25 protein-coding genes are annotated in these 26109 nt (G+C 60.5%); 17 read left to right on the top strand and 8 right to left on the bottom strand.

Going from position 1 to position 26109, the window contains the following annotated elements; translation table 11 throughout:
• Positions 1-54 precede the first annotated feature (54 nt).
• Positions 55-300, top strand: a complete 246-nt coding sequence (locus BLU71_RS21605; protein ID WP_016772475.1) for a GlsB/YeaQ/YmgE family stress response membrane protein — start codon at positions 55-57, stop codon at positions 298-300.
• A gap of 93 nt (positions 301-393) precedes the next feature.
• Positions 394-930: a DUF3299 domain-containing protein gene (locus BLU71_RS21600; RefSeq protein WP_065616388.1), complete on the top strand. Its 537-nt coding sequence runs from the start codon at positions 394-396 to the stop codon at positions 928-930.
• Between the two features lie 85 nt (positions 931-1015).
• On the opposite strand, the gene BLU71_RS21595 is transcribed toward BLU71_RS21600, so the two are convergent.
• Together BLU71_RS21595 and BLU71_RS21590 are read right to left on the bottom strand one after the other, a co-directional pair.
• The gene (locus BLU71_RS21595; protein ID WP_064365147.1) at positions 1016-1915 is read right to left on the bottom strand and encodes a D-hexose-6-phosphate mutarotase; all 900 of its coding nucleotides are present in this window, start codon (positions 1913-1915) and stop codon (positions 1016-1018) included.
• A gap of 57 nt (positions 1916-1972) precedes the next feature.
• Positions 1973-2377 (bottom strand): acyl-CoA thioesterase, encoded by a 405-nt coding sequence (locus tag BLU71_RS21590; RefSeq protein ID WP_003229628.1) that lies wholly within the window; start codon positions 2375-2377, stop codon positions 1973-1975.
• A 377-nt stretch (positions 2378-2754) separates the two neighbouring features.
• On the opposite strand from BLU71_RS21590, the gene BLU71_RS21585 reads away from it, so the two are divergent.
• The 8 genes from BLU71_RS21585 (at position 2755) to BLU71_RS21550 (ending at position 13580) form a co-directional block, all read left to right on the top strand.
• Entirely contained in the window at positions 2755-4053 is a 1299-nt protein-coding gene (locus tag BLU71_RS21585; RefSeq protein WP_064365146.1) for an MFS transporter, read from the top strand.
• 231 nt (positions 4054-4284) lie between these two features.
• Entirely contained in the window at positions 4285-5283 is a 999-nt protein-coding gene (locus tag BLU71_RS21580) for a phosphate ABC transporter substrate-binding protein PstS (protein ID WP_042608073.1), read from the top strand.
• Positions 5284-5789: 506 nt separating this feature from the next.
• Positions 5790-7823: an ABC transporter permease subunit gene (locus tag BLU71_RS21575; protein ID WP_172667892.1), complete on the top strand. Its 2034-nt coding sequence runs from the start codon at positions 5790-5792 to the stop codon at positions 7821-7823.
• A 16-nt stretch (positions 7824-7839) separates the two neighbouring features.
• Positions 7840-9510: a phosphate ABC transporter permease PstA gene (gene pstA / locus BLU71_RS21570; protein WP_064365145.1), complete on the top strand. Its 1671-nt coding sequence runs from the start codon at positions 7840-7842 to the stop codon at positions 9508-9510.
• Between the two features lie 131 nt (positions 9511-9641).
• Positions 9642-10475: a phosphate ABC transporter ATP-binding protein PstB gene (gene pstB, locus BLU71_RS21565; protein ID WP_016772482.1), complete on the top strand. Its 834-nt coding sequence runs from the start codon at positions 9642-9644 to the stop codon at positions 10473-10475.
• A gap of 119 nt (positions 10476-10594) precedes the next feature.
• Positions 10595-11356: a phosphate signaling complex protein PhoU gene (gene phoU / locus BLU71_RS21560; RefSeq protein WP_016772483.1), complete on the top strand. Its 762-nt coding sequence runs from the start codon at positions 10595-10597 to the stop codon at positions 11354-11356.
• A gap of 187 nt (positions 11357-11543) precedes the next feature.
• A complete protein-coding gene (locus BLU71_RS21555) occupies positions 11544-12497 on the top strand; it encodes a response regulator (RefSeq protein WP_083353845.1) in 954 nt (317 codons plus the stop codon).
• A 186-nt stretch (positions 12498-12683) separates the two neighbouring features.
• Complete coding sequence (locus BLU71_RS21550; RefSeq protein WP_083353844.1) at positions 12684-13580, top strand: peptidoglycan DD-metalloendopeptidase family protein; 897 nt, start codon at positions 12684-12686, stop codon at positions 13578-13580.
• A gap of 107 nt (positions 13581-13687) precedes the next feature.
• Here the strand turns inward: BLU71_RS21550 and BLU71_RS21545 are convergent, their stop codons facing one another.
• The 3 genes from BLU71_RS21545 to phoB form a co-directional block, all read right to left on the bottom strand.
• On the bottom strand, positions 13688-15028 hold the full coding sequence (locus BLU71_RS21545) for a hemolysin family protein (protein WP_042608078.1): 1341 nt from the start codon (positions 15026-15028) through the stop codon (positions 13688-13690).
• Positions 15029-15151: 123 nt separating this feature from the next.
• A complete protein-coding gene (phoR, locus tag BLU71_RS21540) occupies positions 15152-16474 on the bottom strand; it encodes a phosphate regulon sensor histidine kinase PhoR (RefSeq protein WP_083354360.1) in 1323 nt (440 codons plus the stop codon).
• 104 nt (positions 16475-16578) lie between these two features.
• Positions 16579-17268: a phosphate regulon transcriptional regulator PhoB gene (gene phoB, locus BLU71_RS21535; protein WP_007896474.1), complete on the bottom strand. Its 690-nt coding sequence runs from the start codon at positions 17266-17268 to the stop codon at positions 16579-16581.
• A 151-nt stretch (positions 17269-17419) separates the two neighbouring features.
• Here phoB and BLU71_RS21530 point away from each other — a divergent pair, with 151 nt between their 5' ends.
• Positions 17420-17803, top strand: a complete 384-nt coding sequence (locus BLU71_RS21530; protein WP_065616386.1) for a hypothetical protein — start codon at positions 17420-17422, stop codon at positions 17801-17803.
• A gap of 112 nt (positions 17804-17915) precedes the next feature.
• On the opposite strand, the gene ubiA is transcribed toward BLU71_RS21530, so the two are convergent.
• Positions 17916-18806 (bottom strand): 4-hydroxybenzoate octaprenyltransferase, encoded by an 891-nt coding sequence (ubiA, locus tag BLU71_RS21525; protein ID WP_064365141.1) that lies wholly within the window; start codon positions 18804-18806, stop codon positions 17916-17918.
• Positions 18806-19366, bottom strand: a complete 561-nt coding sequence (locus BLU71_RS21520; RefSeq protein ID WP_083353843.1) for a chorismate--pyruvate lyase family protein — start codon at positions 19364-19366, stop codon at positions 18806-18808. The genes ubiA and BLU71_RS21520 overlap by 1 nt, the downstream gene beginning before the upstream one ends.
• Positions 19367-19567: 201 nt before the next feature.
• Between BLU71_RS21520 and BLU71_RS21515 the strand changes: the two genes are divergently transcribed.
• The 3 genes from BLU71_RS21515 to BLU71_RS21505 all read left to right on the top strand — a co-directional run bounded on the left by BLU71_RS21515 (position 19568) and on the right by BLU71_RS21505 (position 21370).
• On the top strand, positions 19568-19735 hold the full coding sequence (locus tag BLU71_RS21515) for a rubredoxin (protein WP_016772491.1): 168 nt from the start codon (positions 19568-19570) through the stop codon (positions 19733-19735).
• Positions 19736-19755: 20 nt separating this feature from the next.
• A complete protein-coding gene (locus BLU71_RS21510; protein ID WP_083353842.1) occupies positions 19756-20904 on the top strand; it encodes an NAD(P)/FAD-dependent oxidoreductase in 1149 nt (382 codons plus the stop codon).
• A gap of 190 nt (positions 20905-21094) precedes the next feature.
• Positions 21095-21370 (top strand): HU family DNA-binding protein, encoded by a 276-nt coding sequence (locus BLU71_RS21505; RefSeq protein WP_003213368.1) that lies wholly within the window; start codon positions 21095-21097, stop codon positions 21368-21370.
• Positions 21371-21464: 94 nt separating this feature from the next.
• On the opposite strand, the gene BLU71_RS21500 is transcribed toward BLU71_RS21505, so the two are convergent.
• Positions 21465-21821: a hypothetical protein gene (locus tag BLU71_RS21500; protein WP_083353841.1), complete on the bottom strand. Its 357-nt coding sequence runs from the start codon at positions 21819-21821 to the stop codon at positions 21465-21467.
• Between the two features lie 676 nt (positions 21822-22497).
• Here BLU71_RS21500 and tssA point away from each other — a divergent pair.
• The 3 genes from tssA to tssC are packed head-to-tail and all read left to right on the top strand — an operon-like array spanning position 22498 to position 26100.
• Positions 22498-24060 (top strand): type VI secretion system protein TssA, encoded by a 1563-nt coding sequence (gene tssA / locus BLU71_RS21495; RefSeq protein ID WP_083353840.1) that lies wholly within the window; start codon positions 22498-22500, stop codon positions 24058-24060.
• A gap of 32 nt (positions 24061-24092) precedes the next feature.
• A complete protein-coding gene (gene tssB, locus BLU71_RS21490; RefSeq protein ID WP_064365136.1) occupies positions 24093-24596 on the top strand; it encodes a type VI secretion system contractile sheath small subunit in 504 nt (167 codons plus the stop codon).
• 28 nt (positions 24597-24624) lie between these two features.
• Positions 24625-26100, top strand: a complete 1476-nt coding sequence (gene tssC, locus BLU71_RS21485; protein ID WP_016772499.1) for a type VI secretion system contractile sheath large subunit — start codon at positions 24625-24627, stop codon at positions 26098-26100.
• Positions 26101-26109: the final 9 nt, after the last annotated feature.

Here is a 26109-nt window from a genome sequence, read left to right as displayed (position 1 = left end):
GATGCCAAAGTCTGTCTAGGCTTTCGCATATCTACCAAATCAGAGGGAAATGCCATGGGAATTATCGGAACCATCTTTATCGGCTTGATCGTCGGCCTGCTGGCTCGGTTCCTGAAACCGGGCGATGACAGCATGGGCTGGATCATGACCATCCTGCTCGGTATCGGCGGTTCGCTGGCAGCCACCTACGGCGGCCAGGCTCTGGGCATCTATCAGGCGGGCGAGGGCGCGGGTTTCCTCGGCGCACTGGTCGGCGCTGTCGTGTTGCTGGTGATCTACGGTCTGATCAAAAAGAACTGATCGAAAGCGACAAAGCACTCTCGGCCATCGCGGCCGGGAGGGCTAGAATGCGCGGCGACTCACCGTTCATTCCCTTGCCTGCCGAGCACCTTCATGCGCCGTCTTCTGTTGACTCTCCTTTTGCTGGGCAGCTATCTCGCCCACGCCGGCGAACTGCCGGAAACCGACTGGCTGGAACTGATGCCCAAGTCGGACCAGAAGGCCCTCGAGGCCATGCCTGAAATCGACCACAACTCCCCCGAGGCCACTGGCACTTTCACCGAGAAGGGCGGTATGAAGCAGGCCAAAGGTCTGCCGGCGGTGATGTATTCAACGAAAACCGTGGCGTCGATGAACGACAAGCACATCCGCCTCGGTGGTTACCCGGTGCCGCTGGAATCCGATGCCAAGGGCCGCAGCACGTTGTTCTTCCTCGTGCCGTATCCGGGCGCGTGCATCCACGTGCCGCCACCGCCGCCGAATCAACTGGTGCTGGTGCGTTATCCGAAAGGCTTGAAGCTGGACGACATCTATACACCGCTCTGGGTGACCGGCACGCTGAAAATCGAAAAGGTCAGTAATGACCTGGCGGATGCGGCCTATGCGCTGGAAGCGGATAAGGTGCGGGTGGTGCAGGAGGCTGACCTTTAAAGCAAAAGATCGCAGCCTTCGGCAGCTCCTACATGGGATTGATGTACGCCCTGTAGGAGCTGCCGAAGGCTGCGATCTTTTGATCTTAAAGTGGTTTGCTGGCGACGCTGACGCCCATGGTGTGGCTCGCACCCGGCGCCAGGCTCACGATGTCGTCCATCACATTCGCCGTCTCGATGCACAGCATGCGCTGCCAGCCGTCGTTGTCCATGTCGGGCAATGCGGCGGCGCGGTCGATCCACGGGTTCCAGATCACCGCAGTCCGCGAGCCTGTAGCCGTCAGCACGATGCGTCGTTCCCAGGTCGGATCAACGATGCTCAGCTGTGGCGGAGCGTCAAGGTAGATGCGGTCGGTCTCGCCACTGAAATGCAGATCGCCGCTCTGGCTGGCCGTGTTCCAGTCATCCAGGGTCTCGATGTAATTCAGCCCGGCCACGCCGTCGACATGCACAGTGCGCACGTCACTCACGGCGAAATACGTGTGCAGCGCCTGACTCAATGTGACGGTGTCAGTACCACGGTTATGGCTGGTCAGGCTGTAGTGCAATTGATCCGCCAGATGCAGGGTCAGGGTCAGATCGACCTCGTGCGGCCAGCCCGGCAGGCCGCCTTCCGGGTAGGGCAGCCTGAACTCGACCTTGATGCCGTCAGCCTCTGATTCGATGTTGCCCAACTCCCAGTCCATCGCCCGCACCAGACCGTGCGCGGGGGCCGGTTGTTCGCCGGTATACATGACCTGCACGCTGTGCGGGTTGCGTTCGAACTTGCCGAACCACGGCCAGCACACCGGCACACCGGCGCGAATGCTCTTGCCGGTCTTGAACTCGGCCTTGTCGTTGAGCCAGATGATCGGCGGCTGGCCGTCGATCTGATAACTGAGGATGTGCGCGCCTTGCTGGGCCACCAGCACTTCGGCCTTGCCGTGGCGGATGCGCCAGCAGTTCAGTTCATCCTGTTTGACGGCTTCAACGTTGGGCGTGTTCATGGGCAACTCTCGATCAGACACTGGGGACGACTATCGACCGCAAAACGGCCGCGAGGTTTAACGCGCGCGTGGCGGCACCGAGCGGGTGCGACCGCTGCCGTCGATGGCAACGAAGACGAAAACCGCTTCGGTAACCTTGCGCCATTCGCTGGACAGTGGGTCATCGCTCCACACTTCGACCATCATCTGGATCGAGCTGCGGCCGATTTCCAGGGTCTGGGTATAAAAGGACAACTGCGCGCCTACGGCGACCGGCACGAGAAACGCCATGCGGTCGATGGCGACGGTGGCGACGCGGCCACCGGCAACACGGCTGGCCATGGCGGTGCCGGCCAGATCCATTTGCGCGACCAGCCAGCCGCCGAAAATATCGCCAAAGCCATTGGTTTCGCGCGGAAGTGCGGTGATTTGCAGGGCCAGGTCGCCCTGTGGGATCGGATCTTCTTGTTCGAGCTCTATCATGCCGAGGGGCCTCTGACCCGTGACTCTTCGTGGGTATTGCGGGTGGTAGCCGTCTTCAAGAAAAACGATTCAACACCGAACACACTGCGTTCGTCACGTTTTCCATCAGGCGCCTAAAGGGAAACTCTGCGAAAAAGGCTAAATCCCGAGCAAAGGACGGGCCAACAACGTTTTCGCACAGTAACCTCTTACAAATCCTGCGCAGGTGGCGAGTATATCGGTCGATAGACCCCGCGACGACCACCCGGTTCTGATTTCGACCGTCAATTACGCACCTCTATGTGCTTTTTCGAACAATTTGCTATGGTGCCGAACCTGTCCAAGCCACCGCCAGCGTTGTTGTGGCGACAGATTCGACTATAAGAGAAGCCCTTGCCATGACCACAGCGCCTTCGAGCCTCGCGCAGCCCGAGCAACCCGCACGACCGTTGACCCGCAATGACTACAAGACTCTGTCGCTGTCCGCCCTTGGCGGGGCGCTGGAGTTTTACGATTTCATCATCTTCGTTTTCTTCGCCACCGTGGTCGGCAAGCTGTTCTTCCCGGCCGACATGCCCGAGTGGCTGCGCTTGATGCAGACCTTCGGCATCTTTGCGGCCGGCTATCTGGCGCGGCCGCTGGGCGGCATCGTCATGGCGCACTTCGGCGACCTGCTGGGGCGCAAGAAAATGTTCACCCTGAGCATTTTCATGATGGCCGTACCGACGCTGATCATGGGCCTGCTGCCGACCTACGCGCAGATCGGCATCTGGGCGCCGATCCTGTTGCTGCTGATGCGGGTGATCCAGGGCGCCGCGATTGGCGGTGAGGTGCCGGGGGCGTGGGTCTTCGTTTCCGAACACGTACCGCAAAAGCACATCGGCTACGCCTGCGGCACCCTCACCAGCGGTCTGACTGCCGGCATCCTCCTTGGCTCGCTGGTCGCCACGGCGATCAACAGCATTTATACGCCCGTTGAAGTGTCGGATTACGCCTGGCGAATTCCGTTCCTGCTTGGCGGCGTGTTCGGCCTGTTCTCGGTGTATCTGCGCCGCTGGCTGCACGAAACCCCGGTATTCGCCGAACTGCAACTGCGTAAGGCACTGGCCGAAGAAGTGCCGCTGCGCGCGGTACTGCGTGACCACCGCGGCGCCATCGCCATCTCGATGCTGCTGACCTGGTTGCTGTCGGCAGGCGTCGTCGTGGTGATTCTGATGACCCCGACCGTGCTGCAAACGGTCTACCACTTCTCGCCAACCACCGCGCTGCAAGCCAACAGTCTGGCGATCGTCTTCCTCAGCCTCGGCTGCATCGGCGCCGGCGCACTGGCTGATCGCTTCGGCGCCGGTCGCGTATTCGTGTTCGGTTGCCTGGGCCTGCTGATCAGCTCCTGGACCTTCTACCACAGCCTCGCCGACCACCCGAACTGGCTGTTCCCGCTGTACGCATTGACCGGTCTGCTGGTCGGCACGATTGGCGCGGTGCCGTACGTGATGGTCAAGGCGTTCCCTCCGGTGGTGCGATTCAGCGGGTTGTCGTTTTCGTACAACGTCGCTTACGCAATTTTCGGTGGCTTGACGCCGATGGTGGTGAGCTTGCTGTTGAAGGAAAGCGCGATGGGGCCGGCTTACTACGTAGCGGTGTTGTGCGGGATGGGGATGGTGGTGGGAGCGTGGCTGTGGAAGAAGGGTCGCTGACCCGAGATATCCTCCAGCAATTCCGACGTCTTCGCGAGCAGGCTCGCTCCCACAGTTGGAATGCATTTCAATTGTGGGAGCGAGCCTGCTCGCGAATGAGGCGCCACAAATCACTTAGCAATAACCGATGCTGGCCTTTCATCCAATTGTCATATTTCAGCCATAGAGTGTTCACATGGCCTGCCGATACTTGGCCCCGACTTAACACACCCTATCTGCTAGGAGTAAGGCATGAAACTGAAGCGTTTGATGGCGGCAATGACTTTTGTCGCTGCTGGCGTTGCGACTGCCAACGCGTTCGCCGCTGTTGACCCTGCTATCCCGAGCTACACCAAGACCACTGGTGTGTCGGGCAACCTGTCCAGCGTCGGTTCCGATACCCTGGCCAACCTCATGACCCTCTGGGCCGAGAACTACAAAAAAGAATACCCGAACGTCAACATCCAGATTCAGGCAGCAGGCTCGGCCACTGCACCACCTGCGCTGACCGAAGGCACCTCTAACCTGGGCCCGATGAGCCGCAAGATGAAGGACACCGAACTGGCGGCCTTCGAGCAGAAGTACGGCTACAAGCCCACTGCTATCCCGGTTGCCGTGGACGCCCTGGCGGTGTTCGTGCACAAGGACAACCCGATCCAGCACCTGACCATGGAACAGGTTGATGCGATCTTCTCGTCGACCCGCCTGTGCGGCGCCAAGGCCGACGTGAAAACCTGGGGCGATCTGGGCGTGACCGGCGACCTGGCCAACAAGCCAGTGCAATTGTTCGGCCGCAACTCGGTATCCGGCACCTACGGCTACTTCAAGGAAGAAGCCCTGTGCAAAGGCGACTACAAGCCTAACGTCAACGAGCAACCAGGTTCGGCGTCGGTAGTGCAGTCGATCAGCTCCTCGCTCAACGGCATCGGTTACTCGGGCATCGGTTACAAGACCGCCAGCGTGAAAACCGTACCTCTGGCCAAGAAAGGCAGCTCCGAGTTCATCGAAGACACCGAAGAAAACGCCCTGAACGGCAAGTATCCGCTGTCGCGCTTCCTCTACGTTTACGTCAACAAGGCCCCGAACAAGCCTCTGGCCCCGCTGGAAGCCGAGTTCGTGAAGCTGGTGCTGTCGAAACAGGGCCAGGAAGTGGTAGTGAAAGACGGCTACATCCCGCTGCCAGCCAAGGTTGCTGCCAAAGCTCTGGCTGACCTGGGTCTGCAGGAAGGCGGCGCGGTCGCCAAGAAATAACACTTTGGATCCGGGGGCAAAACCCGGACCTGCTGAAACCCTGTAGGAACTGACGAGGGAACCGAGGCTGCGATCTTTTGATCTGGCTTCTGATCGCAAGATCAAAAGATCGCAGCCTCGGTTCCCTCGACAGCTCCTGCACAGGTTTCACGACATCGAATTTTTCGATCCTCCTCCAGCATGCCGCTGGCGGCGGATTTGCTGCGTCACTGCACTGTCATCTTTCTGTCATACAGGATCGCTAGGGTGTGCGCATGAATGATCTGGCCAATTCCCCAATGACTACGTCTTCCCCTCCCAAGCGCATTGATTTCAATACGCCTGAGCTGCAACGCAAGCGTCGCATTCGCGCGCTCAAGGATCGCTTCACCCGCTGGTACGTCCTTGTTGGCGGCCTGGCGGTGCTCGCGGCAATCACCCTGATTTTCTTTTTCCTCGCGTATGTCGTTGCGCCCTTGTTCCAGGGTGCCGACCTGACCGCGAAAGACTCGATCACCCCGGCCTGGATGCAGGACGCCGGCAAGCCGCTGATGATCTCGCTCGAGGAGCAGAATCAGGTGGCCATGCGCGTCTCCGACAAGGGCCAGGCGCTGTTTTTCGATATCGACAGTGGCGCTGAACTCAAGCGCGTCGACCTGCCATTGCCGGCGGGCGCAACGGTGACTTCGATTGGCGAAGATCAGCCGGGCCATCCGCTGGTGGCCGTAGGCCTGTCCAACGGCCAGGCGCTGGTGTTCCGTCACACCTATAAAGTCAGCTACCCGGATGGCAAGAAAACCATCAGCCCGGCCATCGAATACCCGTACGGTGAGGCGCCGATCGCGCTGAATGAAAGCGGCGGCGCGCTGGAGCATGTCAGCCTCAACGCCACCGACTCGACGCTGATGCTGGTCGGCTCCACCGGTTCGCAACTCAACGTGCTCTCGCTGACCAGCGAAGAAAACATGATGACCGGCGAAGTCACCAACGAGCAGAAGCGTATCGATCTGCCGCAGATGACCGAGCCGGTGAAAAACATCTTCGTCGACCCGCGTCAGCAATGGCTGTACGTGGTCAACGGACGTGCCCAGGCCGACGTGTTCAGCCTGCGCGACAAGAGCCTCAACGGCCGCTACAAACTGCTGGAAAATGCCGACGCCGAAGTCACTGCGACCGGGCAACTGGTCGGCGGCATCTCGCTGATCGTCGGTGATTCCAAGGGCGGTCTGGCCCAGTGGTTCATGGCCCGCGACACCGATGGCGAGCTGCGCCTGAAGCAGATCCGCACTTTCCAGATGGGCACCACGCCGATCGTTGAAATCGCTGCCGAAGAACGCCGCAAAGGCTTCCTCGCCCTCGATGCCAGCGGCAAGCTCGGCGTGTTCCACAGCACCGCGCACCGCACTTTGCTGGTTGATCAGGTAGTTGAAGGCCAGGGCCTGTTCGGTCTGTCGCCACGCGCCAACCGGGTGATCGTCGAAGCCGGCGGCAAGCTGCAACCGCTGCTGCTCGACAACCCGCACCCGGAAGTATCGTGGAGCGCGTTGTGGAGCAAGGTCTGGTACGAGAACTACGACGAGCCTAAATACGTCTGGCAATCGACGGCGGCCAACACCGATTTCGAACCGAAACTGAGCCTGTCGCCGCTGACCTTCGGCACCCTGAAAGCCGCGTTCTACGCGATGTTGCTGGCGGCGCCACTGGCCGTCGCTGCGGCGATCTACACCGCGTACTTCATGGCCCCGGGCATGCGCCGCAAGGTCAAACCGGTGATCGAGCTGATGGAAGCGATGCCGACGGTGATCCTCGGTTTCTTCGCCGGCCTGTTCCTGGCGCCGTATGTCGAAGGTCATCTGCCGGGGATTTTCAGCCTGTTGATGCTGCTGCCGATCGGCATCCTCGTCGCCGGTTTCACCTTCAGCCGCCTGCCCGAGTCGATCCGCCTGAAAGTCCCGGATGGCTGGGAAAGTGCGCTGCTGATTCCGGTGATCCTGTTTGTGGGCTGGCTGTCGCTGTACATGAGTCCGTTCATGGAGAACTGGTTCTTCGGTGGCGACATGCGCATGTGGATTTCCCACGACCTGGGCATCACCTACGACCAGCGCAACGCTCTGGTGGTCGGTCTGGCCATGGGTTTTGCGGTGATCCCGAACATCTACTCGATCGCCGAGGACGCCGTGTTCAGCGTGCCGCGCGGCCTGACCCTGGGTTCTCTGGCCCTCGGCGCCACGCCATGGCAGACCATGACCCGCGTGGTGATCCTGACCGCCAGTCCGGGCATTTTCTCGGCGCTGATGATCGGCATGGGCCGTGCGGTCGGCGAGACCATGATCGTGCTGATGGCCACCGGCAACACCCCGGTCATGGAGATGAACCTGTTCGAAGGCCTGCGCACCCTGGCTGCTAACGTCGCGGTGGAAATGCCCGAGTCGGAAGTCGGCGGCAGCCACTACCGCGTGCTGTTCCTCTCGGCATTGGTGCTGCTGATGTTCACCTTCGTCATGAACACCCTGGCAGAACTGATTCGTCAGCGTCTGCGCAAGAAATACTCGTCGCTTTAAGCAAAGGTAGAAGTCTGTGAAACAGAACTCCCTGAAAGGATGGTTCAAGAGCGGCGCCCCCGGCGTCTGGATCAGCGGTGGCGCGGTGTCCATCGCGGTCATCATGACCATTGGCCTGTTGGCAGTGATTGCCGTGCGCGGTCTCGGTCATTTCTGGCCGGCGGATCTGATCCACGCGCATTACGACGTACCGGGCCAGGCCAATCACCTGGTGATCGGCGAAGTGGTGCAAAAAGAAGAAGTGCCGCGTGCCCGTCTGAAGAGTGCCGGCCTGCCGGTGCCGGACGAAGGCCCGGAATTCATGACCCGCGAGCTGATCAAGGTCGGCAACCGTGATCTGAACGGCAACGACTTCACCTGGATCGTCGGCGAGTGGCTGACCAATCAGACCACGCCGCCCGAGCTGATGGCGATCGAGCGTCGTGAGTGGGGCAACTTCTACGGCTACCTGGTCAACGTCAAACAGGACGGCAAGGTCATCGCCGAGGGCGAGGCCGCATGGCCTGAACTGCAAGCGCGCATCGACCGCGTGAACGGCCTCGCTGCACAACTGAAATCGCTGGAGAAAGTCGACATCGGCGCGATCAACGCCGGCCTCGAACGCATCCGCCTGCACGGCCGCAAGCTGGAGCTTGAAGGCAAACTCGACGCCACCGCACAAGCGGACATGGAATCCGAGCGCGCCGAGTTGAACGCGCGCTATCAGGACATCGAGGCGCGTCTGGCCGATCTGCATGCGCAGTTCAACCGCGACGCGTTGACCGCTCGCGATGCCAACGGCAAAGAGATTGAAATCGGTCTGGGCAAAGTGGTTCACGCCTACCAGCCGAACGCGATGAGCACGTTGACCAAGGTCGGTTTCTACTTCAGCAAGATCTGGGAATTCCTCTCCGATGATCCCCGTGAAGCCAACACCGAAGGCGGGATTTTCCCGGCGATCTTTGGCACCGTGATGATGACCCTGATCATGGCGATGATCGTCACCCCGTTCGGCGTGCTGGCGGCGGTGTACCTGCGTGAATACGCCAAGCAGAACACCCTGACTCGCGTCATTCGTATCGCGGTGAACAACCTCGCCGGCGTACCGGCGATCGTGTATGGCGTGTTCGGCCTGGGCTTCTTCGTCTACGTGCTGGGTGGTTCGGTCGACCGCTTGTTCTTCCCTGAAGCATTGCCGGCACCGACCTTCGGCACGCCGGGCCTGCTCTGGGCCTCGCTGACTCTGGCCTTGCTCGCAGTGCCGGTGGTGATCGTGGCGACCGAAGAAGGTCTGGCGCGTATCCCGCGTACCGTGCGTGAAGGTTCGTTGGCCCTCGGCGCGACCAAAGCGGAAACGCTGTGGAAAATCGTTATCCCGATGGCCAGCCCGGCAATGATGACCGGCATGATCCTCGCCGTGGCGCGCGCCGCCGGTGAAGTGGCGCCGCTGATGCTGGTGGGTGTGGTGAAACTGGCGCCGTCGCTGCCGGTGGACGGCAACTACCCGTACCTGCACCTGGACCAGAAGATCATGCACCTGGGCTTCCACATCTATGACGTCGGCTTCCAGAGCCCGAACGTCGAAGCCGCCCGCCCGCTGGTCTACGCCACCGCGCTGCTGCTGGTGCTGGTGATCGCGACGTTGAACCTGTCGGCGGTGTATATCCGCAACCACCTGCGCGAAAAATACAAAGCACTGGATAGCTGATTTCTCATGTAGGAGTGAGCCTGCTCGCGATGGCAACACCGCGGTTTGATAGACAAACCGCAGCGCCTGGATCGCGAGCAGGCTCACTCCTACAAAAAACGAACCGAATTTGTTAGCACAGGGAGCCTCCCATGCAGCACGAAACACACAGCCACGGCATCAACATGTCTGCCCTGGGCCGCGACAAGCAGAGCCTGGACCTGGCGCAGGAAACCGTTGCCATCGAAGTGCCGGGCCTGAGCCTGTACTACGGCGAGAAACAGGCGCTGTTCGACGTCAGCATGAACATCCCGAAGCAGCGTGTGACCGCGTTCATCGGCCCGTCCGGCTGCGGTAAGTCGACGCTGCTGCGTACCTTCAACCGGATGAACGATCTGGTCGACGGCTGCCGCGTTGAGGGCGCGATCAACCTGTACGGCAACAACATATATCGCAAGGGCGAAGACGTTGCCGAGTTGCGTCGTCGTGTCGGCATGGTGTTCCAGAAGCCCAATCCGTTCCCGAAGACCATCTACGAAAACGTGGTCTACGGCTTGCGCATTCAGGGCATCAACAAGAAGCGAATTCTCGACGAAGCGGTCGAGTGGGCGTTGAAAGGCGCGGCGCTGTGGGATGAAGTCAAGGACCGCCTGCACGACTCGGCCCTTGGCCTTTCCGGTGGTCAGCAACAGCGTCTGGTCATCGCCCGCACCATCGCGGTCGAGCCGGAAGTGTTGCTGCTCGACGAACCGTGCTCGGCCCTCGACCCGATCTCGACGCTGAAAGTCGAAGAGCTGATCTACGAGCTCAAGTCCAAGTTCACCATCGTCATCGTTACCCACAACATGCAACAGGCCGCGCGGGTATCCGACTACACGGCATTCATGTACATGGGCAAACTGGTGGAATTCGGCGATACCGATACCCTGTTCACCAACCCGGCGAAGAAGCAGACCGAAGACTACATCACCGGTCGCTATGGCTGATTGCAGCAGCGGCAAGCCGCAAGCTTCAAGCGGCAAGAAAGAATTGGTGCGATATCAGGACTTATACATAACTGCTTGAAGCTTGCAGCTTGAAGCTTGCAACTTTCGCGGAGCGAACAATGATTTCCAAAGAAGGCCTTACCCATCACATTTCCGCGCAGTTCAACGCTGAACTGGAGGAAGTGCGCAGCCACCTCCTTGCCATGGGCGGGCTGGTCGAGAAGCAGGTCAACGATGCGGTCACAGCGCTGATCGAAGCCGACTCCGGTCTGGCTCAGCAGGTCCGTGAGATCGACGATCAGATCAACCAGATGGAACGCAACATCGACGAAGAATGCCTGCGCATTCTCGCCCGTCGTCAGCCGGCGGCGTCCGACCTGCGTTTGATCATCAGCATTTCCAAGTCGGTGATCGACCTTGAGCGTATCGGCGACGAAGCCACCAAGATCGCCCGCCGTGCCATCCAGTTGTGCGAAGAAGGCGAAGCGCCGCGCGGTTACGTCGAGGTTCGTCACATCGGCGACCAGGTGCGCAACATGGTTCGCGATGCGCTGGACGCTTTCGCGCGTTTCGACGCTGATCTGGCCTTGTCGGTGGCGCAGTACGACAAGATCATCGACCGCGAATACAAGACCGCCCTGCGTGAGCTGGCCACCTACATGATGGAAGACCCGCGCTCTATCTCCCGGGTGCTGAGCATTATCTGGGTCCTGCGTTCGCTGGAGCGCATCGGCGATCATGCGCGCAACATCTCGGAACTGGTGATCTACCTGGTGCGCGGCACCGATGTGCGCCACATGGGCCTCAAGCGCATGAAGGAAGAAGTTGAAGGCACAAGTGCTGAAACCGCTAATGTTCCGGGCGAAGCTGACGATAAGTAAGATTGCCTGAGAAAAGCGCCCGGCCCTCTGGCCGGGCGTTTTTGTTTCTGCTTTTCAAAGGCGGAGGCGAATTAAAGCGAATTAAAAAGCAGCACCCGCGAACGAAAAGTCCCGGCGTGACTGAAGAGTTTTGGCAATGTGCCATCAGCCAGCGTTATGCTTGCCGGGATTTTAATAGGGGTGTTGGATGAGCAAGATCAGTGTGTTGGTCGTGGACGACGCTTCGTTCATTCGTGACCTGGTGAAAAAGTGCCTGCGTAATTACTTCCCGGGGATTCGCACCGAGGACGCCATCAACGGCAAAAAGGCCCAGGCCATGCTGGCCCGAGAAGCCTTCGACCTGGTGCTGTGCGACTGGGAAATGCCGGAAATGTCCGGCCTCGAACTGCTGACCTGGTGCCGCGAGCAGGACAACCTCAAGACCATGCCGTTCATCATGGTCACCAGCCGTGGCGACAAGGAAAACGTCGTGCAGGCGATTCAGGCCGGCGTATCCGGTTACGTCAGCAAGCCGTTCACCAACGAGCAATTGCTGACCAAGGTCAAGCAGGCGCTGAACAAGGTCGGCAAGCTCGACACCTTGATGAACAGCGCACCGACGAAGATGAATTCAGCGTTCGGCAACGATTCCCTGAGCGCACTGACCGGTGGCAAGCCTGCCGTGGTCGGCGGCGCCCCGGCCGCCGCTGCAGCCAACCCGTTTGCCAAGTCTGTCGCCGCTCCGGCAGCCGCCGCTGCACCCTCGCGTGGTTTGCTCAACAGCCCGCCGGTGCAGGCAGCTGGCGCCTCGAAAGCGCCGGTGGGTGGTCGCGGTCAGGGCCAGCTACGCCTGCCGAGCGGCACCCAGCAATGCGTGATCAAGGCCTTGAGCATCAAGGAAGCGCTGCTGGTAGTGAAGCGCACCGAAACCCTGCCGCAGATCCTCGACAGCGCCGTGCTCGATCTGGAGCAGGGCGACAACGCCGAGATCGCTCGCCTCAATGGTTACCTGCACGCCATCGTCGCCCACGAGCAGAAAGCCGACAGCGACTGGCTGCAACTGACTTTCCGCTTCGTCGACCAGGACGCACAGAAGCTCGACTACATCTCGCGCCTGATCGCCCGTGGCACGGCGCAGAAGCATTTCGTACCCGGCGCGTAACTGCAGCGGCCCAAAAGATCGCAGCCTTCGGCAGCTCCTACAGGGGATCGCATTCTCATGTAGGAGCTGCCGAAGGCTGCGATCTTTTGCTTTGTGTGCTGGCCAATTTGAAACATCTGTCGACTAGCCTGGTCTGTCTCAGCTGCTAGGCTGATTCCCAGGCCTTCCTTCGACAGACTCTTGCCCATGCTCGCGCGCCTGCTGTTTTTCTGCGGTCTCTGCCTGGCCTCCCAGCTGGCGATGGCCATGACCATCTACAAATCCACCGACGCCAACGGCGTGGTCTCGTACAGTGACCGCCCGAGCAAAGGCGCGAAAGTGTTCGTTTTTCAGGATCGCATGGTCGAACGCCTTGATCGCCAGGTGTACCTGGACATCAAGAAGCAGAAGGGCGTTGATGTGGTGTTTGCGCGCAACGATCTGTACGCGCCGGTCGAGGTTGCGCTGGCCTTCATCGGCACGAGCAATGTGCGTGGCGAGCCCGCGCAGGCGATCCGTCGCGTGCTGCCACCGCGCAGCAACACGCGGCTGGCGCTGCTGACAGCGATCAGCCGCGACCAGCCGCTGGTGTATTCGCCGCAGTTCCAGTATTCGCTGGGCGACCCCTCAGGCACCGCGCAGAGCTATCGCTATCCGCTGCCCTGGCGTGGCGGACCGTTCCGCCTCAGCCAAGGCGCCAACGGGCAGTACAGCCACTATGGACCGAAGAATCGCTACGCCATGGACATCGCCATGCCGGTGGGCACACCGATCATTGCCGCGCGAGCGGGGGTGGTGGTCAAGACCGAGAATGCCCAGAGCGGGCGCGGCACCGATGCCTCCGGCAATTTCGTCCGGGTGCTGCACGATGACGGCACCATGGGCGTGTACCTGCATCTGAAACAGGGTTCGGTGAGCGTGCGCGAAGGCCAGCGGGTCAAGGTCGGCAGCCCGCTGGCCCTGTCGGGCAATACCGGCAACAGCAGCGGCCCGCACTTGCACTTCGTGGTGCAGCGCAATACCGGCGAAGGGCTGGTGTCGATTCCCTATCAGTTCAACCAGCCGCTGGGGGCGTTGCCCAACTTTGCGCTGGGCAAGCAATAGAGCAAAAGATCGCAGCCTGCGGCAGCTCTTACATGGGAATGCGATCCCTGTAGGAGCTGCCGAAGGCTGCGATCTTTTGGCAGGCAACGCGGTTTCCCGCATTGCACTCAATCCAGCATCAACACCTTGGCCAAAACAATCTTCGGCCCTTTCATCTTCTTGATGATGATCCGCAGGCCTTCGACTTCCAGCACTTCTTCCTCTTCCGGCACCCGTTTCAGGGTTTCGTAGACCAGCCCGGCGAGGGTTTCCGCTTCGATGTGATCCAGATCGATGCCGAGCAGGCGCTCGACCTTGAACAACGGCGTATCACCACGTACCAGCAGCTTGCCCGGTTGATAGGCGAGAATGCCGCGTTCAGCCTTGCGGTGTTCGTCCTGAATGTCGCCGACCAGCACTTCCAGCACGTCTTCCATGGTCAGGTAGCCGATGATGTTGCCGTCAGCCTCCTCGACTACGGCAAAGTGCGAGCCGCCCTTGCGGAACTGCTCCAGCAACTGCGACAGCGGCATGTGCCGCGACACGCGCTCCAGTGGGCGGGTCAGCTCAGCCAGGTTGAACGACTCGGGAATGTGGTCCAGCGCCGCCAGTTCCAGCAGCAGATCCTTGATGTGCAGCAGACCGACGAACTCCTGGCGCTCGCTGTCGTACACCGGGTAACGGCTGAACTTGTGGCGACGGAACATCGCCAGGATTTCCTTCAGCGGCGCGTTGAATTCGAGGGTGATCAGGTCTTCGCGGGAGTTGGCCCAGTCGACCACTTCCAGTTCGCCCATTTCCACGGCCGAAGCCAATACGCGCATGCCCTGATCGCTTGGGTCCTGACCACGGCTCGAGTGCAGGATCAGTTTCAGTTCTTCGCGGCTGTAATGGTGTTCATGGTGCGGGCCGGGTTCGCCTTGCCCTGCGATACGCAGAATCGCGTTGGCGCTGGCGTTGAGCAGGTAGATTGCCGGGTACATGGCCCAGTAGAACAGGTACAGCGGCACCGCCGTCCACAGCGACAATAGCTCGGGTTTGCGGATCGCCCACGACTTTGGCGCCAGCTCACCGACGACGATGTGCAGGTACGAAATGATGAAGAACGCGGTGAAGAACGACACGCCTTTGACGACCTCGGGCGAGTCGACACCGATGGCGCTCAGCAGCGGCTCGAGAATGTGCGCGAACGCCGGCTCACCGACCCAGCCCAGGCCGAGGGAGGCGAGGGTGATGCCGAGCTGGCACGCCGACAGGTAGGCATCGAGCTGACTGTGCACGGTGCGCAGGATGTGTCCGCGCCAGCCGTTCTGTTCAGCGATGGCCTCGACCCGGGTCGAGCGCAGTTTGACCATGGCGAATTCCGCCGCAACGAAAAAGCCGTTGAGCAAAACCAGGATCAGAGCAAAAAGGATCATGCCGAAGTCGGCAAAAATGGTAGCGAGGGACAAGCCAGGGGAAGGGTCCATGATGGAGTTTTGCGGGTTCCGTGTGATTCGAAAGTAGGGACAGACAGCGCCTGAAAGGCAGGCACAAGTCAGCCAATGTAGCGGCTGACCGGGCGATTGCCTAGTGGCGCGTGCCGGGCGGCGTCACTCGGTGGCGCTGATGGCCCGTGCGCTGGCCACCTGGGCCGGGGCGAAATGGCAGGTGAACGTGCTGCCGTGGCCGGGCACGCTACTGATCTCCATGCGCGCGCGGTGGCGCAGCAACACGTGCTTGGCGATGGCCAGGCCGAGGCCGGTGCCGCCGGTGTTGGAGTTGCGACTGGAGTCCACACGGTAGAAGCGCTCGGTCAGGCGCGGCAGATGTTTGCTGTCGATGCCGATGCCGGAATCCTGCACGCTGAGGTGCGCGCCTTGCTCGTCGCCCCACCAGCGGATGCGGATGTTGCCCTCGGCCGGGGTGTACTTGACCGCGTTGAACACCAGATTGGAAAACGCACTGCGCAGTTCGGCCTCGCTGCCCTTGAGCACCAGGCGGGCGTCGGCTTCCAGGGTGATGCGCTGGTTTTTCGCGCCGGACAACTGCTGCGCATCGCTGGTGATCGATTGCAGCAGCGTGTCGATCTGCACCGGCTGGTTGTCCGACGGGTAATCGGTGGCTTCCAGCTTGGCCAACAGCAACAAATCGTTGAGCAGCGTCTGCATGCGCCCGCCCTGTTGCTGCATCTGTTGCAGGGCACGGCTCCAGCGCGGGTTTACTTCTTCGACGTTGTCGAGAAGAGTTTCCAGATAGCCGCAGATCACCGTCAGCGGCGTGCGCAACTCGTGGGAAACGTTGGCGATGAAATCCTTGCGCATCTGTTCCAGCTGATGAATACGCGTGACATCGCGGACCAGCATCAGGTGTTCATTGTTGCCGTAGCGGGTCAGGTACAGCTGAATGCGCACCCGATCATTGGTCGGCGAGGGAATCTCCAGCGGCTCGGCGAAGCTGTCCTGCTCGAAATACTCCTTGAAGCGCGGGTGCCGCACCAGGTTGGTCACCGGTTGGCCGCTGTCCTGCGGAGTCTTCAGGCCGAGCAGGGTTTCGGCGGCGCGGTTCCACCATTCCAGATTGCCGTCGCTGTCGAGCATGATTACCGCGTCTTTCAGCGCAGCGGTGGATTCCTGCACCCGGTCGATCACCGCTTGCAGGCGCCCGCGTACCCGTTGGTCGCGACGTTGCAGGTGGTAGATGCTGTCGAACACCTCGCCCCACAGACCATAGCCATCGGGCGGCGCTTCGTCGGGCTGGTGCTGGCGCAGCCATTCGTGCAGCCGCAGCAATTGCTTGAGCGTCCAGGCCAGATAGAGACCCAGGCCGGCCGCGAGGCTCCAGCCGTAATAGCCGGTGATCAGGCCGATCACCAGGCAGGCGGTGACCAGCAACAGCATGTGGCGAATCAGGGTGCCATGCCAGTTTTGATTCACGAGGGCGTCCTTAGCCGCAGCTTCAAGTTTCAAGCCGCAAGCTCCAGGCTAAAACGGATCGGCTTTCACTTGCCGCTTGTAGCTGGAAGCTTGCAGCTGCTTTTTTACGCTTTTGTGGAGAACCGGTAGCCAGTGCCGCGCACGGTTTGTACCAGATTTTCGTAAGCGTCGCCGAGGGCCTTGCGCAGGCGGCGGATATGCACGTCGACCGTGCGCTCCTCGACATAGACATTGCCGCCCCAAACCTGGTCGAGCAACTGGCCACGGGTGTAGGCGCGTTCCTGATGGGTCATGAAGAATTGCAGCAGACGGTATTCGGTCGGGCCCATCTCGGCGGGTTTGCCGTCGATGGTCACGCGGTGGCTGATCGGGTCGAGCAGCAGGCCGCCGACTTCGATCGGCGCTTCGCCATCGGTCGGGCCGGCGCGGCGCAGCACGGCTTTGAGGCGGGCGACCAGCTCACGGGGGGAAAACGGTTTGGTGATGTAGTCGTCGGCGCCGACTTCCAGGCCCTGGATCTTGTTGTCTTCTTCGCCCTTGGCAGTGAGCATGATGATCGGGATGTCTCCGGTCAGCTCGTCACGCTTGAGGCGTCGGGCCAGTTCGATGCCGGAAGTGCCGGGCAGCATCCAGTCGAGCAGGATCAGGTCCGGCTTGCGGTCGACGATGATGGCGTGGGCCTGCTGCGAGTTCTCTGCCTCGAGGCAGTCATAGCCGGCCATTTCCAACGCCACGGCGATCATTTCGCGAATGGGCGCTTCGTCGTCGACGATCAGAATGCTCCTGCCAACCATGCGTTAATCCTCTTGTCATTTAACTGTCTTGCGCCGCATTAGATAACGGAATTATTGCAGTCGTGTGACAGTATTTCAGGCCGGCAACATTTGACCGCATCCTCGACTAAGCTCTAAGTCCGAATCCTGACAACCACAAAAGAAGGTTTCCATGACTCAGATGACTGCTTCTTTCAAAGCCCTGCTGATGGCCGCCGCCCTGACTCTGCCGGGACTGGCCATGGCTGCCGATCCGGTGATGGAGAAGGACGGCATGTACACCGATCACAAGGGCATGACCCTGTACACCTTTGCCAAGGATTCCGCTGGCAAATCTGCCTGCAACGACAAATGCGCGGCGAATTGGCCGCCGCTGAAGGCTGAGGCCGGCGATAAATCCATGGGCGACTGGACGGTGATCAAGCGTGACGACGGCACGATGCAGTGGGCCTACCAAGGCATGCCGCTGTACACCTTCGTGATGGACAAGAAGGCCGGTGACATGACCGGCGACGGCAAAATGGACGGCGCTTGGAAAGTCGCCAAAGCCAAATAACCACGGTCCCCTTGTAGGAGTGAGCCTGCTCGCGATAGCGGTGTGTCAGTCGATGCTTTCGTCAACTGACACACCGCTATCGCGAGCAGGCTCACTCCTACAGGGGTTGTATTTAGCGCAGTGCGTAATCCAGCACGATCCCGACAAAGATCGCCAACCCGGCCCAGTGATTGTGCAAAAACGCCTTGAAGCAACGCATGCGGTCCTTGCTGCGCGTGTACCAGAATTCCCACCCGTAACACCCGGCCGCCACCAGCAAGCCAAGGTGGAACCAGACGCCCAGCTCAAACTTCGACCCGGCCAGGACCAGGCAGCCCAGCGACAGCGCCTGCAAGCTGAGGATGATCACTCGATCGGCCTCGCCAAACAGAATCGCCGTAGATTTCACGCCGATCTTCAGGTCGTCATCGCGATCGGTCATCGCGTAATAAGTGTCGTAACCCACCGTCCACAGCAGATTGGCGATCCACAGCAGCCACGCCGCCGCTGGCAACTCGCCGGTCTCGGCGGTGAAGGCCATGGGCATGCCCCAGGAAAACGCCGCGCCCAGCACCACTTGCGGGTAGTAGGTGTAGCGCTTCATGAACGGATAAGTGAACGCCAGCGCCAGACCGCCGAGCGACAGCCAGATGGTCGGCGCGTTGGTGCACAGCACCAGCAGAAAACTGATGCCCATCAGCACGGCGAAGAACACCAGCGCTTCTTTTGAACTGATCCGGCCGCTGGCCAGCGGCCGTTGTGCGGTGCGTTTGACGTGGCCGTCGACCTTGCGGTCGGCCCAGTCATTGATCACGCAGCCGCCGGCGCGGGTCAGCACTACGCCGAGGACGAAGATGACGATATTGGCCAGCGACGGCGAACCCTTGCCGGCGATCCACAGTGCCCACAGCGTCGGCCACAGCAGCAGGTAAATACCGATCGGCTTGTCCATGCGCGTCAACTGAACGAAATCCCAGGCGCGCGGGTTCAGACGGTTGAGGGACTTGAGCAGGCTCTGATACATCAGCAGTTCTCCGGGTGGGCGCGGGCGGCGTCCCACAGGCTCGGCAGGAAGATTTCCGCGACCAGCACGCTCAGCGCGCCACGATCGAAACGCGAACGCCGGCCCCACAGCTCAGGGGCTCTCACCGCTGACGGCAGCCATTGTTCAGGGTAGTGGCAGACTTCAATCGCGCGACGCTGGAACGCCTGATCGCAAAACAGCAATTCGCCCAACGAGCGGCTGCCCAGTTCATCCATGTGCAGCCCATCGCCTTGCAGGGCCGCGCGCGCGGCGACGCTGCGGGCAAACACCCAGGCTTCGCCATGACCGCGCAGATACACCTCACGCACCCAGCCTTCGCTGCCCTCGGCCAGATCCAGCGCTGTGCATTCGTCAGCGCGCAGGGTGTCCCAGCCTTCGAACAACGGCGACACGCTGAAGCCATCCTCGGACAAACGGGTCAGACGGCGGGTCAGCGAACCTTCGTCGAACAGCCAGTCGAGGGTCAGCGGATCGGGGCGGGGCGTCAGGCGGTTCTGGCTCAGCCAGAGCGGGGCGGGGCAGGCATTTGAATGTTGCACAATGAGTCATTATTGGCCGCAAATGAGGCGCCGAGCTTACCATGGCGGGCGACAAGATCGAGTGGCGCCGGCCGCCGTTGCGCCGAACAGGCTTGCATCTGCCCGGCACCCTCAGTACAAAACGCCCTGAGCCGGGTGGCAGCGCAGCACCCATCGACCGTCCGCGCCGGCACTACGCCTGAACCCTGAGGAAGTACCTGAATGAAGAAGTGGCAATGTATCGTCTGTGGCCTGATCTATAACGAAGCCGATGGCTGGCCGGATGACGGCATCGCGGCGGGCACCCGCTGGGAAGACGTACCGGCAGACTGGCTGTGCCCCGACTGCGGCGTCGGCAAAATGGACTTCGAAATGATCGAAATCAACTGAAAACACACAAGGAGTAAGGCATGAGCGCACCAGTCGTCATCATCGGCACCGGGCTTGCGGGCTATAACCTGGCCCGGGAGTTTCGCAAGCTCGACAGCGAAACCCCGCTGTTGCTGATCACCGCCGATGACGGCCGCTCTTACTCCAAGCCGATGCTCTCTACCGGTTTCGGCAAGAACAAGGACGCCGACGGCCTGAGCATGGCCGAACCCGGCGCCATGGCCGAGCAGTTGAAGGCCGAAGTGCGCACCCACACGCGCATCAGCGGCATCGACGCCGGCCATAAACGCTTGTGGATCCGTGAAGAAGCCGTACCCTATCGCGACCTGATCCTTGCCTGGGGCGCGGAAACCGTGCGCGTACCGATCGAAGGCGACGGCAGCGATCTGGTGTTTCCGATCAACGATCTCGAAGACTACGCGCGCTTTCGTGCCGCCGCGGCGGGCAAGCGTCGGGTGTTGTTGCTGGGGGCCGGGCTGATTGGCTGCGAATTTGCCAATGACCTGATCCTTGGCGGCTACGAAGTGCAATTGGTCGCGCCGTGCGAGCAGGTCATGCCGATGCTCTTGCATCCCGCCGCTGCGGCCGCCGTACAGGCCGGGCTGGAAAGTATCGGAGCGAAGTTTCATCTCGGCCCGGTGCTGACCCGGCTGGAGAAAGTCACCGATGGCCTGGAAGCACACCTGTCCGACGGCCAGATCATCCCGTGCGATGTGGTCGTCTCGGCGATCGGCCTGCGCCCACGCATCGATCTGGCGGCGGCTGCCGGCGTGCAGATCAATCGCGGTGTGATGGTCGATCGTTACCTGAAGACTTCCCACGCCAACATCTTCGCCTTGGGCGACTGCGCCGAAGTCGATGGGCTCAATCTGCTCTACGTGATGCCGCTGATGAGTTGCGCTCGGGCGCTGGCGCAAACCCTCGCCGGAAACCCGACCGCGGTCAGTTACGGGCCGATGCCGATCACCGTGAAAACCCCGGTATGCCCGCTGGTGGTGTCGCCGCCGCCACGGGGCAGCGAAGGTGTATGGAGCGTCGAAGGGCAGGGCGCCGACATCAAAGCGCTATGCCACAGTGCCGACGGTCGGTTGCTCGGATACGCCCTGACTGGGGCGGCCGTCATGGAAAAACTGGCCTTGAACAAACAGCTGCCGCCGCTGCTGGCGTAAATGCCGGTCGTTCTGTCGCAATCACCGCTCTTTTGCCCCGACAAAGCTCTTGGGGAGACTGGCGCCGCCGTTGGCGGCGTGCCATTCTCACTCCCGTCTGCCGCAGAGTAGAGCCTGCGGCGCCTTGGGCGCTGTTCCAACGAGAACAGCACGGACATAACAACAAAAAACCGTCAAAGGGGCTTCACTAATGCGTAAACCAGAACTCGCCGCTGCAATCGCCGAAAAGGCAGACCTGACCAAAGAACAGGCCAACCGCGTCCTCAACGCCGTCCTCGAAGAAATCACCGGCGCCCTGCACCGCAAGGACAGCGTGACGCTGGTCGGCTTCGGCACCTTCCTGCAACGCCACCGCGGCGCCCGCACCGGCAAAAATCCGCAAACCGGCGAACCGGTCAAGATCAAGGCCAGCAACACCGTTGCGTTCAAGCCAGGCAAATCGTTGAAAGACAGCGTCAATCCTTGATGGCGGCGTACTTCCCTGAATAACGGGGAGAACCGCAAAAAAATGGGCACACCGATCGCGGTCGGTTGCCCATTTTTTGTGGTTGCCTGATGACTTACTGGCGGCGGAAGCAAGCCTTGCCGTTGCCGAAATCCACGGCCAGACAGTTTGGTTCGATTGCCAATTGCAGGTCCTGGAACAGCCCGCCCAGATCACTGTCGGAAGCGGGTTTGGTCTGGCTTTTCAGCCGCACTGTCTGGTTCTCTACTTTCCAGGTGCCTTTGGCAAAACCATCGGCACTGCCATACGCCATACCCGCGTCAAACGTCCCGTCCTTGCGCAATAGCAACTCAGCGCCCATTTCCACTGCGCCGGTCAGATAATAATGGCCGTCCAATGGTGGGGTTTGCGCTGACGCCTGGGTGATGGGCAGCCACATGAGCGCTGCGAAAAACAGAGGTTTCAATTCCATGAGTTAAAGCTCCTGACCTGCGTTTAATGAGGGGGGATTTGCTTGTGCCCGGCTCCGGAGCCAATCCCCTGCAAGATATGAATCTTTGTAAGAATTATCCCTGTCTTTTATCAGAGTATTTCCCGCCATTAAGTGCGATAGCTTATAAAAAAGCCGCACCGATAACTATCGACGTTGCAATGCGAGGGCGTATTTGTTGCAGAATGAAGTTTCAATAAGCAAGATGCCATCATTGTGATGGCACTTTTTGAACTGCTCGTTGTCGCGAACGATTGGTTGAAATATGCCGTTAGTCATTCGGAAGTGTCCTACTTCTATTTTTTTTTGAATTTGGCATGCTGCACGCCGCTCGAGGATGCGAGCGTCCGGTAAACTCGCCCGGCTACCGCGGGAGGCTCTGGGTCAATGGTTTGGCGGGAGCAGGGAAAATGCGCTGATTAATAAGCGGCCTCAGGGAAACCCCTGTGACATATAGGGCGATCTCCTACAGAGCCCACTGAACACTTCGTCTTGTTGTTTAATCAGATGCTTGCTAGTGGCCATCATAGTGATTACGATGCGCCCACTTGAAAGAGCACATCTCAATTGGATGAGTCGCTTCACTGCTCTTCGATACTGTCCCGCGTTGCTGAACTCCATTCGCGCGTCTGACTGTAATCCTTACTAAAGGCCATGGATGTCCTACTCAAGCAAACTTTCCGCCCATTACCTCGAACTCGCAAAAGTCTCTGTTTCCAAAGAGAATTTCGCGGGCGAAGACGTTCGTTTCTCGAGCGAATTCGAGGCGCTGGAAAGTGAGCTGGCCAAAGCTTCGTCGATGCACGAAAGCGGGCAGATCGACTGGCTGAAAATCCGCGAAAACAGCGAAAATCTGCTGCGTACCCAATCCAAGGATCTGCGTGTCGGCGCCTGGTTGACGTGGTCGCTGTATCAGCGCGAATCCTTTCCGGGGCTGCTCGCCGGCCTCGGTCTGCTGCACCATCTGTCGGAAAACCACTGGGCCGACGTCCACCCGCTCAAACCCCGCACCCGTGCCGCCGCAATTGGCTGGCTGGTGCCGCGTCTCGAGCAGGTCATCACCGAAAACATTGCGATCAAAGAGCAGCTGCCGATGTTCCGGCAGCTCTCTGAGCACCTGGCCGGCCTCGAGGCTGCCTGCACCGAACATCTGGGCGATGACGCGCCGCTGCTGCTGCCGATCTCCCGTCGCCTGAAAACCATGATCCAGCGCGCAGCCGACAACCAGCCGGCCCCCGGCGTGGTGGGTGCGGCGGTGGCGCAGGTCAAGCAGGCCGCGAGTCAATTGCTCGCCCCCGGTGCGCCGATCGACAACGAACGCGATGCGCACAAAGCCCTGCGCGCGCAGCAGGAAAGCGCCCGTCCGTTGTGCGCCTGGTGGCTCAAGCAGAAGGCCACCGACCTGCGCGCCCTGCGCCTGAACCGTACGCTGCTGTGGATGACCATTGATGCGGTGCCCGAGCGCAACGCCGAGCAGATCACCGTACTGCGCGGCCTGCCGCTGGAAAAACTCAAGCTCTATCAGGACCGTTTCGATCAGGGCAAATACGCCGACCTGCTGGTGGAACTGGAGGCGAGCCTGGCGAAGGCGCCGTTCTGGTTCGATGGCCAGAGGATGGTCTGGGAATGTCTGCAGAACCTCAACGCCGAGCTGGCCATGCGCGAAGTGGAAATCCACTTCGCGCTTTTGATTCAGCGCCTGCCGGGCATCATCGAGCTGCGCTTCCATGACGGCGTGCCGTTCGCCGATCCGTCCACCCGGGCATGGATCGCCGCCAACGTCATGCCGCACCTGCAAAGCGCCAGCGCACCGCGCAAGGTCGAAAGCGAAAACGTCGAAACCCAGCCGGCCTGGGAAAAAGCCCTCGAGGACGTCCAGCCGATCCTGCGCAAGGAAGGTTTGAAACCCGCCGTGCAGATTCTCAAGCAGGGTCTGCAATCAGCCTTCGGCGGGCGCGAACGCTTTTTCTGGCAGTTCGCCCTCGCGCGGCTGTGCTTCCTGGCCAAGAAATACGAACTGGCCAAGAACCAGCTCGAAACCCTCGATCAGACATTACTGGACTCAGGCCTGCACGCCTGGGAGCCGGAGCTTGCATTGCAAGTGCTGCACCTGCTGCACAGTTGCTGCGAGTTGTTGCCGCAGAACCATGCCGTACGTGAACGCAAGGAAGAGATTTATCGCAGGCTGTGCCACCTCGACCTCGAAGTGGTACTCGAATAGGCCCCAGGGCCACAACCGCAAGGAGAAAAGCCATGGCCAAAGAAGGCTCGGTAGCCCCCAAGGAACGCATCAACGTCACCTTCAAACCCGCCACCGGCGGTGCTCAGGAAGAGATTGAACTGCCGCTGAAACTGCTGGCAATCGGTGACTACACCCACCGCAAGGACGAGCGCAAGATCGAAGATCGCAAGCCGATCAGCATCGACAAGATGACCTTCGACGAAGTGCTGGCCAAGCAAGAGCTCAGCCTGACGATGAACGTGCCGAACCGTCTGCAGGAAGAAGGCAGCACTGAAGAGCTGGGCGTGCAACTGCGCGTCAATTCGATGAAGGACTTCAACCCGGCCAGCCTGGTCGAGCAAGTGCCTGAGCTGAAAAAACTGATGGAACTGCGCGATGCGCTGGTGGCCCTCAAAGGCCCGCTGGGTAACGCACCTGCGTTCCGTAAAGCGATCGAAGGCGTGCTCGCCGACGACGAATCCCGCGGTCGCGTACTCGGTGAGCTGGGCCTGAACGCCGCAGCCCCGGACGCCTGAGACTCCAGTAGCCAAGGAAGCCAACACAATGAGCACTAGCGCAGCACAAGAGAAGAGCGCCGCCAGCGGCGAATACAGCATTCTCGACAGCATCATCGCCGAAACCCGTCTGACTCCGGACGACGAAGCCTACGACATCGCCAAACGCGGCGTGTCGGCGTTCATCGAAGAGCTGCTCAAGCCGCAGAACAACGGTGAGCCGGTCAAGAAGGCCATGGTTGACCGCATGATCGCCGAGATCGATGCCAAGCTCAGCCGTCAGATGGACGAGATCCTGCACCACCCGGATTTCCAGGCACTGGAATCGTCGTGGCGTGGCCTGCAGTTGCTGGTCGACCGCACCAACTTCCGCGAAAACATCAAAATCGAAATCCTCAACGTCTCGAAAGAAGACCTGCTGGACGATTTCGAAGATTCGCCGGAAGTCATGCAGTCGGGCCTGTACAAGCACATCTACACCGCTGAATACGGCCAGTTCGGTGGTCAGCCGGTGGGCGCGATCATCGCCAACTACTACATGTCGCCAAGCTCGCCAGACGTCAAGCTGATGCAGTACGTGGCCAGCGTTTCGTGCATGTCCCACGCGCCGTTCATCGCTGCCGCCGGCCCGAAATTCTTCGGCCTGGAAAGCTTCACCGGCCTGCCGGATCTGAAAGATCTGAAAGACCACTTCGAAGGCCCGCAATTCGCCAAATGGCAGAGCTTCCGTACCTCGGAAGACTCCCGTTACGTTGGCCTGACCGTGCCGCGTTTCCTGCTGCGTAACCCGTACGATCCGGAAGAAAACCCGGTCAAATCGTTCGTGTACAAGGAAACCGTTGCCAACAGCCACGAGCACTACCTGTGGGGCAACACGGCCTACGCGTTCGGTACCAAGCTGACCGACAGCTTCGCCAAATTCCGCTGGTGCCCGAACATCATCGGCCCGCAGAGCGGTGGCGCGGTTGAGGATCTGCCTCTGCACCACTTCGAAAGCATGGGTGAAATCGAAACCAAGATTCCTACCGAAGTACTGGTTTCCGACCGTCGTGAATACGAACTGGCCGAGGAAGGCTTCATCTCCCTGACCATGCGCAAAGGCTCCGACAACGCGGCGTTCTTCTCCGCAAGCTCGGTGCAGAAGCCGAAGTTCTTCGGCATCAGCGCAGAAGGCAAGGCGGCAGAGCTGAACTACAAGCTCGGCACCCAACTGCCGTACATGATGATCGTCAACCGCCTGGCTCACTACTTGAAAGTGCTGCAGCGCGAGCAACTCGGTTCGTGGAAAGAGCGTACCGACCTCGAGCTGGAACTGAACAAGTGGATCCGTCAGTACGTTGCCGACCAGGAAAACCCGAGCGCCGAAGTGCGTGGCCGTCGTCCGCTGCGCGCTGCGCAAGTGATCGTCAGCGACGTTGAAGGCGAGCCGGGCTGGTACCGCGTGAGCTTGAACGTGCGTCCGCACTTCAAGTACATGGGTGCCGATTTCACCCTGTCGCTGGTTGGCAAGCTGGACAAAGAGTAAGAGCGACTC

The organism is Pseudomonas moraviensis, assembly GCF_900105805.1.
Lineage (GTDB): Bacteria > Pseudomonadota > Gammaproteobacteria > Pseudomonadales > Pseudomonadaceae > Aquipseudomonas > Aquipseudomonas moraviensis_A.
This window is presented reverse-complemented; position numbering and strand designations above follow the sequence as displayed.

Coding starts and splice junctions, on each gene's coding strand:
- BLU71_RS21605 (WP_016772475.1), top strand. CDS start 55: ATGGGAATTATCGGAACCATCTTTATCGGCTTGATCGTCGGCCTGCTG.
- BLU71_RS21600 (WP_065616388.1), top strand. CDS start 394: ATGCGCCGTCTTCTGTTGACTCTCCTTTTGCTGGGCAGCTATCTCGCC.
- BLU71_RS21595 (WP_064365147.1), bottom strand. CDS start 1,915: ATGAACACGCCCAACGTTGAAGCCGTCAAACAGGATGAACTGAACTGC.
- BLU71_RS21590 (WP_003229628.1), bottom strand. CDS start 2,377: ATGATAGAGCTCGAACAAGAAGATCCGATCCCACAGGGCGACCTGGCC.
- BLU71_RS21585 (WP_064365146.1), top strand. CDS start 2,755: ATGACCACAGCGCCTTCGAGCCTCGCGCAGCCCGAGCAACCCGCACGA.
- BLU71_RS21580 (WP_042608073.1), top strand. CDS start 4,285: ATGAAACTGAAGCGTTTGATGGCGGCAATGACTTTTGTCGCTGCTGGC.
- BLU71_RS21575 (WP_172667892.1), top strand. CDS start 5,790: ATGCAGGACGCCGGCAAGCCGCTGATGATCTCGCTCGAGGAGCAGAAT.
- pstB (WP_016772482.1), top strand. CDS start 9,642: ATGCAGCACGAAACACACAGCCACGGCATCAACATGTCTGCCCTGGGC.
- phoU (WP_016772483.1), top strand. CDS start 10,595: ATGATTTCCAAAGAAGGCCTTACCCATCACATTTCCGCGCAGTTCAAC.
- BLU71_RS21555 (WP_083353845.1), top strand. CDS start 11,544: ATGAGCAAGATCAGTGTGTTGGTCGTGGACGACGCTTCGTTCATTCGT.
- BLU71_RS21550 (WP_083353844.1), top strand. CDS start 12,684: ATGCTCGCGCGCCTGCTGTTTTTCTGCGGTCTCTGCCTGGCCTCCCAG.
- BLU71_RS21545 (WP_042608078.1), bottom strand. CDS start 15,028: ATGGACCCTTCCCCTGGCTTGTCCCTCGCTACCATTTTTGCCGACTTC.
- phoB (WP_007896474.1), bottom strand. CDS start 17,268: ATGGTTGGCAGGAGCATTCTGATCGTCGACGACGAAGCGCCCATTCGC.
- BLU71_RS21530 (WP_065616386.1), top strand. CDS start 17,420: ATGACTCAGATGACTGCTTCTTTCAAAGCCCTGCTGATGGCCGCCGCC.
- ubiA (WP_064365141.1), bottom strand. CDS start 18,806: ATGTATCAGAGCCTGCTCAAGTCCCTCAACCGTCTGAACCCGCGCGCC.
- BLU71_RS21515 (WP_016772491.1), top strand. CDS start 19,568: ATGAAGAAGTGGCAATGTATCGTCTGTGGCCTGATCTATAACGAAGCC.
- BLU71_RS21510 (WP_083353842.1), top strand. CDS start 19,756: ATGAGCGCACCAGTCGTCATCATCGGCACCGGGCTTGCGGGCTATAAC.
- BLU71_RS21505 (WP_003213368.1), top strand. CDS start 21,095: ATGCGTAAACCAGAACTCGCCGCTGCAATCGCCGAAAAGGCAGACCTG.
- BLU71_RS21500 (WP_083353841.1), bottom strand. CDS start 21,821: ATGGAATTGAAACCTCTGTTTTTCGCAGCGCTCATGTGGCTGCCCATC.
- tssA (WP_083353840.1), top strand. CDS start 22,498: ATGTCCTACTCAAGCAAACTTTCCGCCCATTACCTCGAACTCGCAAAA.
- tssB (WP_064365136.1), top strand. CDS start 24,093: ATGGCCAAAGAAGGCTCGGTAGCCCCCAAGGAACGCATCAACGTCACC.
- tssC (WP_016772499.1), top strand. CDS start 24,625: ATGAGCACTAGCGCAGCACAAGAGAAGAGCGCCGCCAGCGGCGAATAC.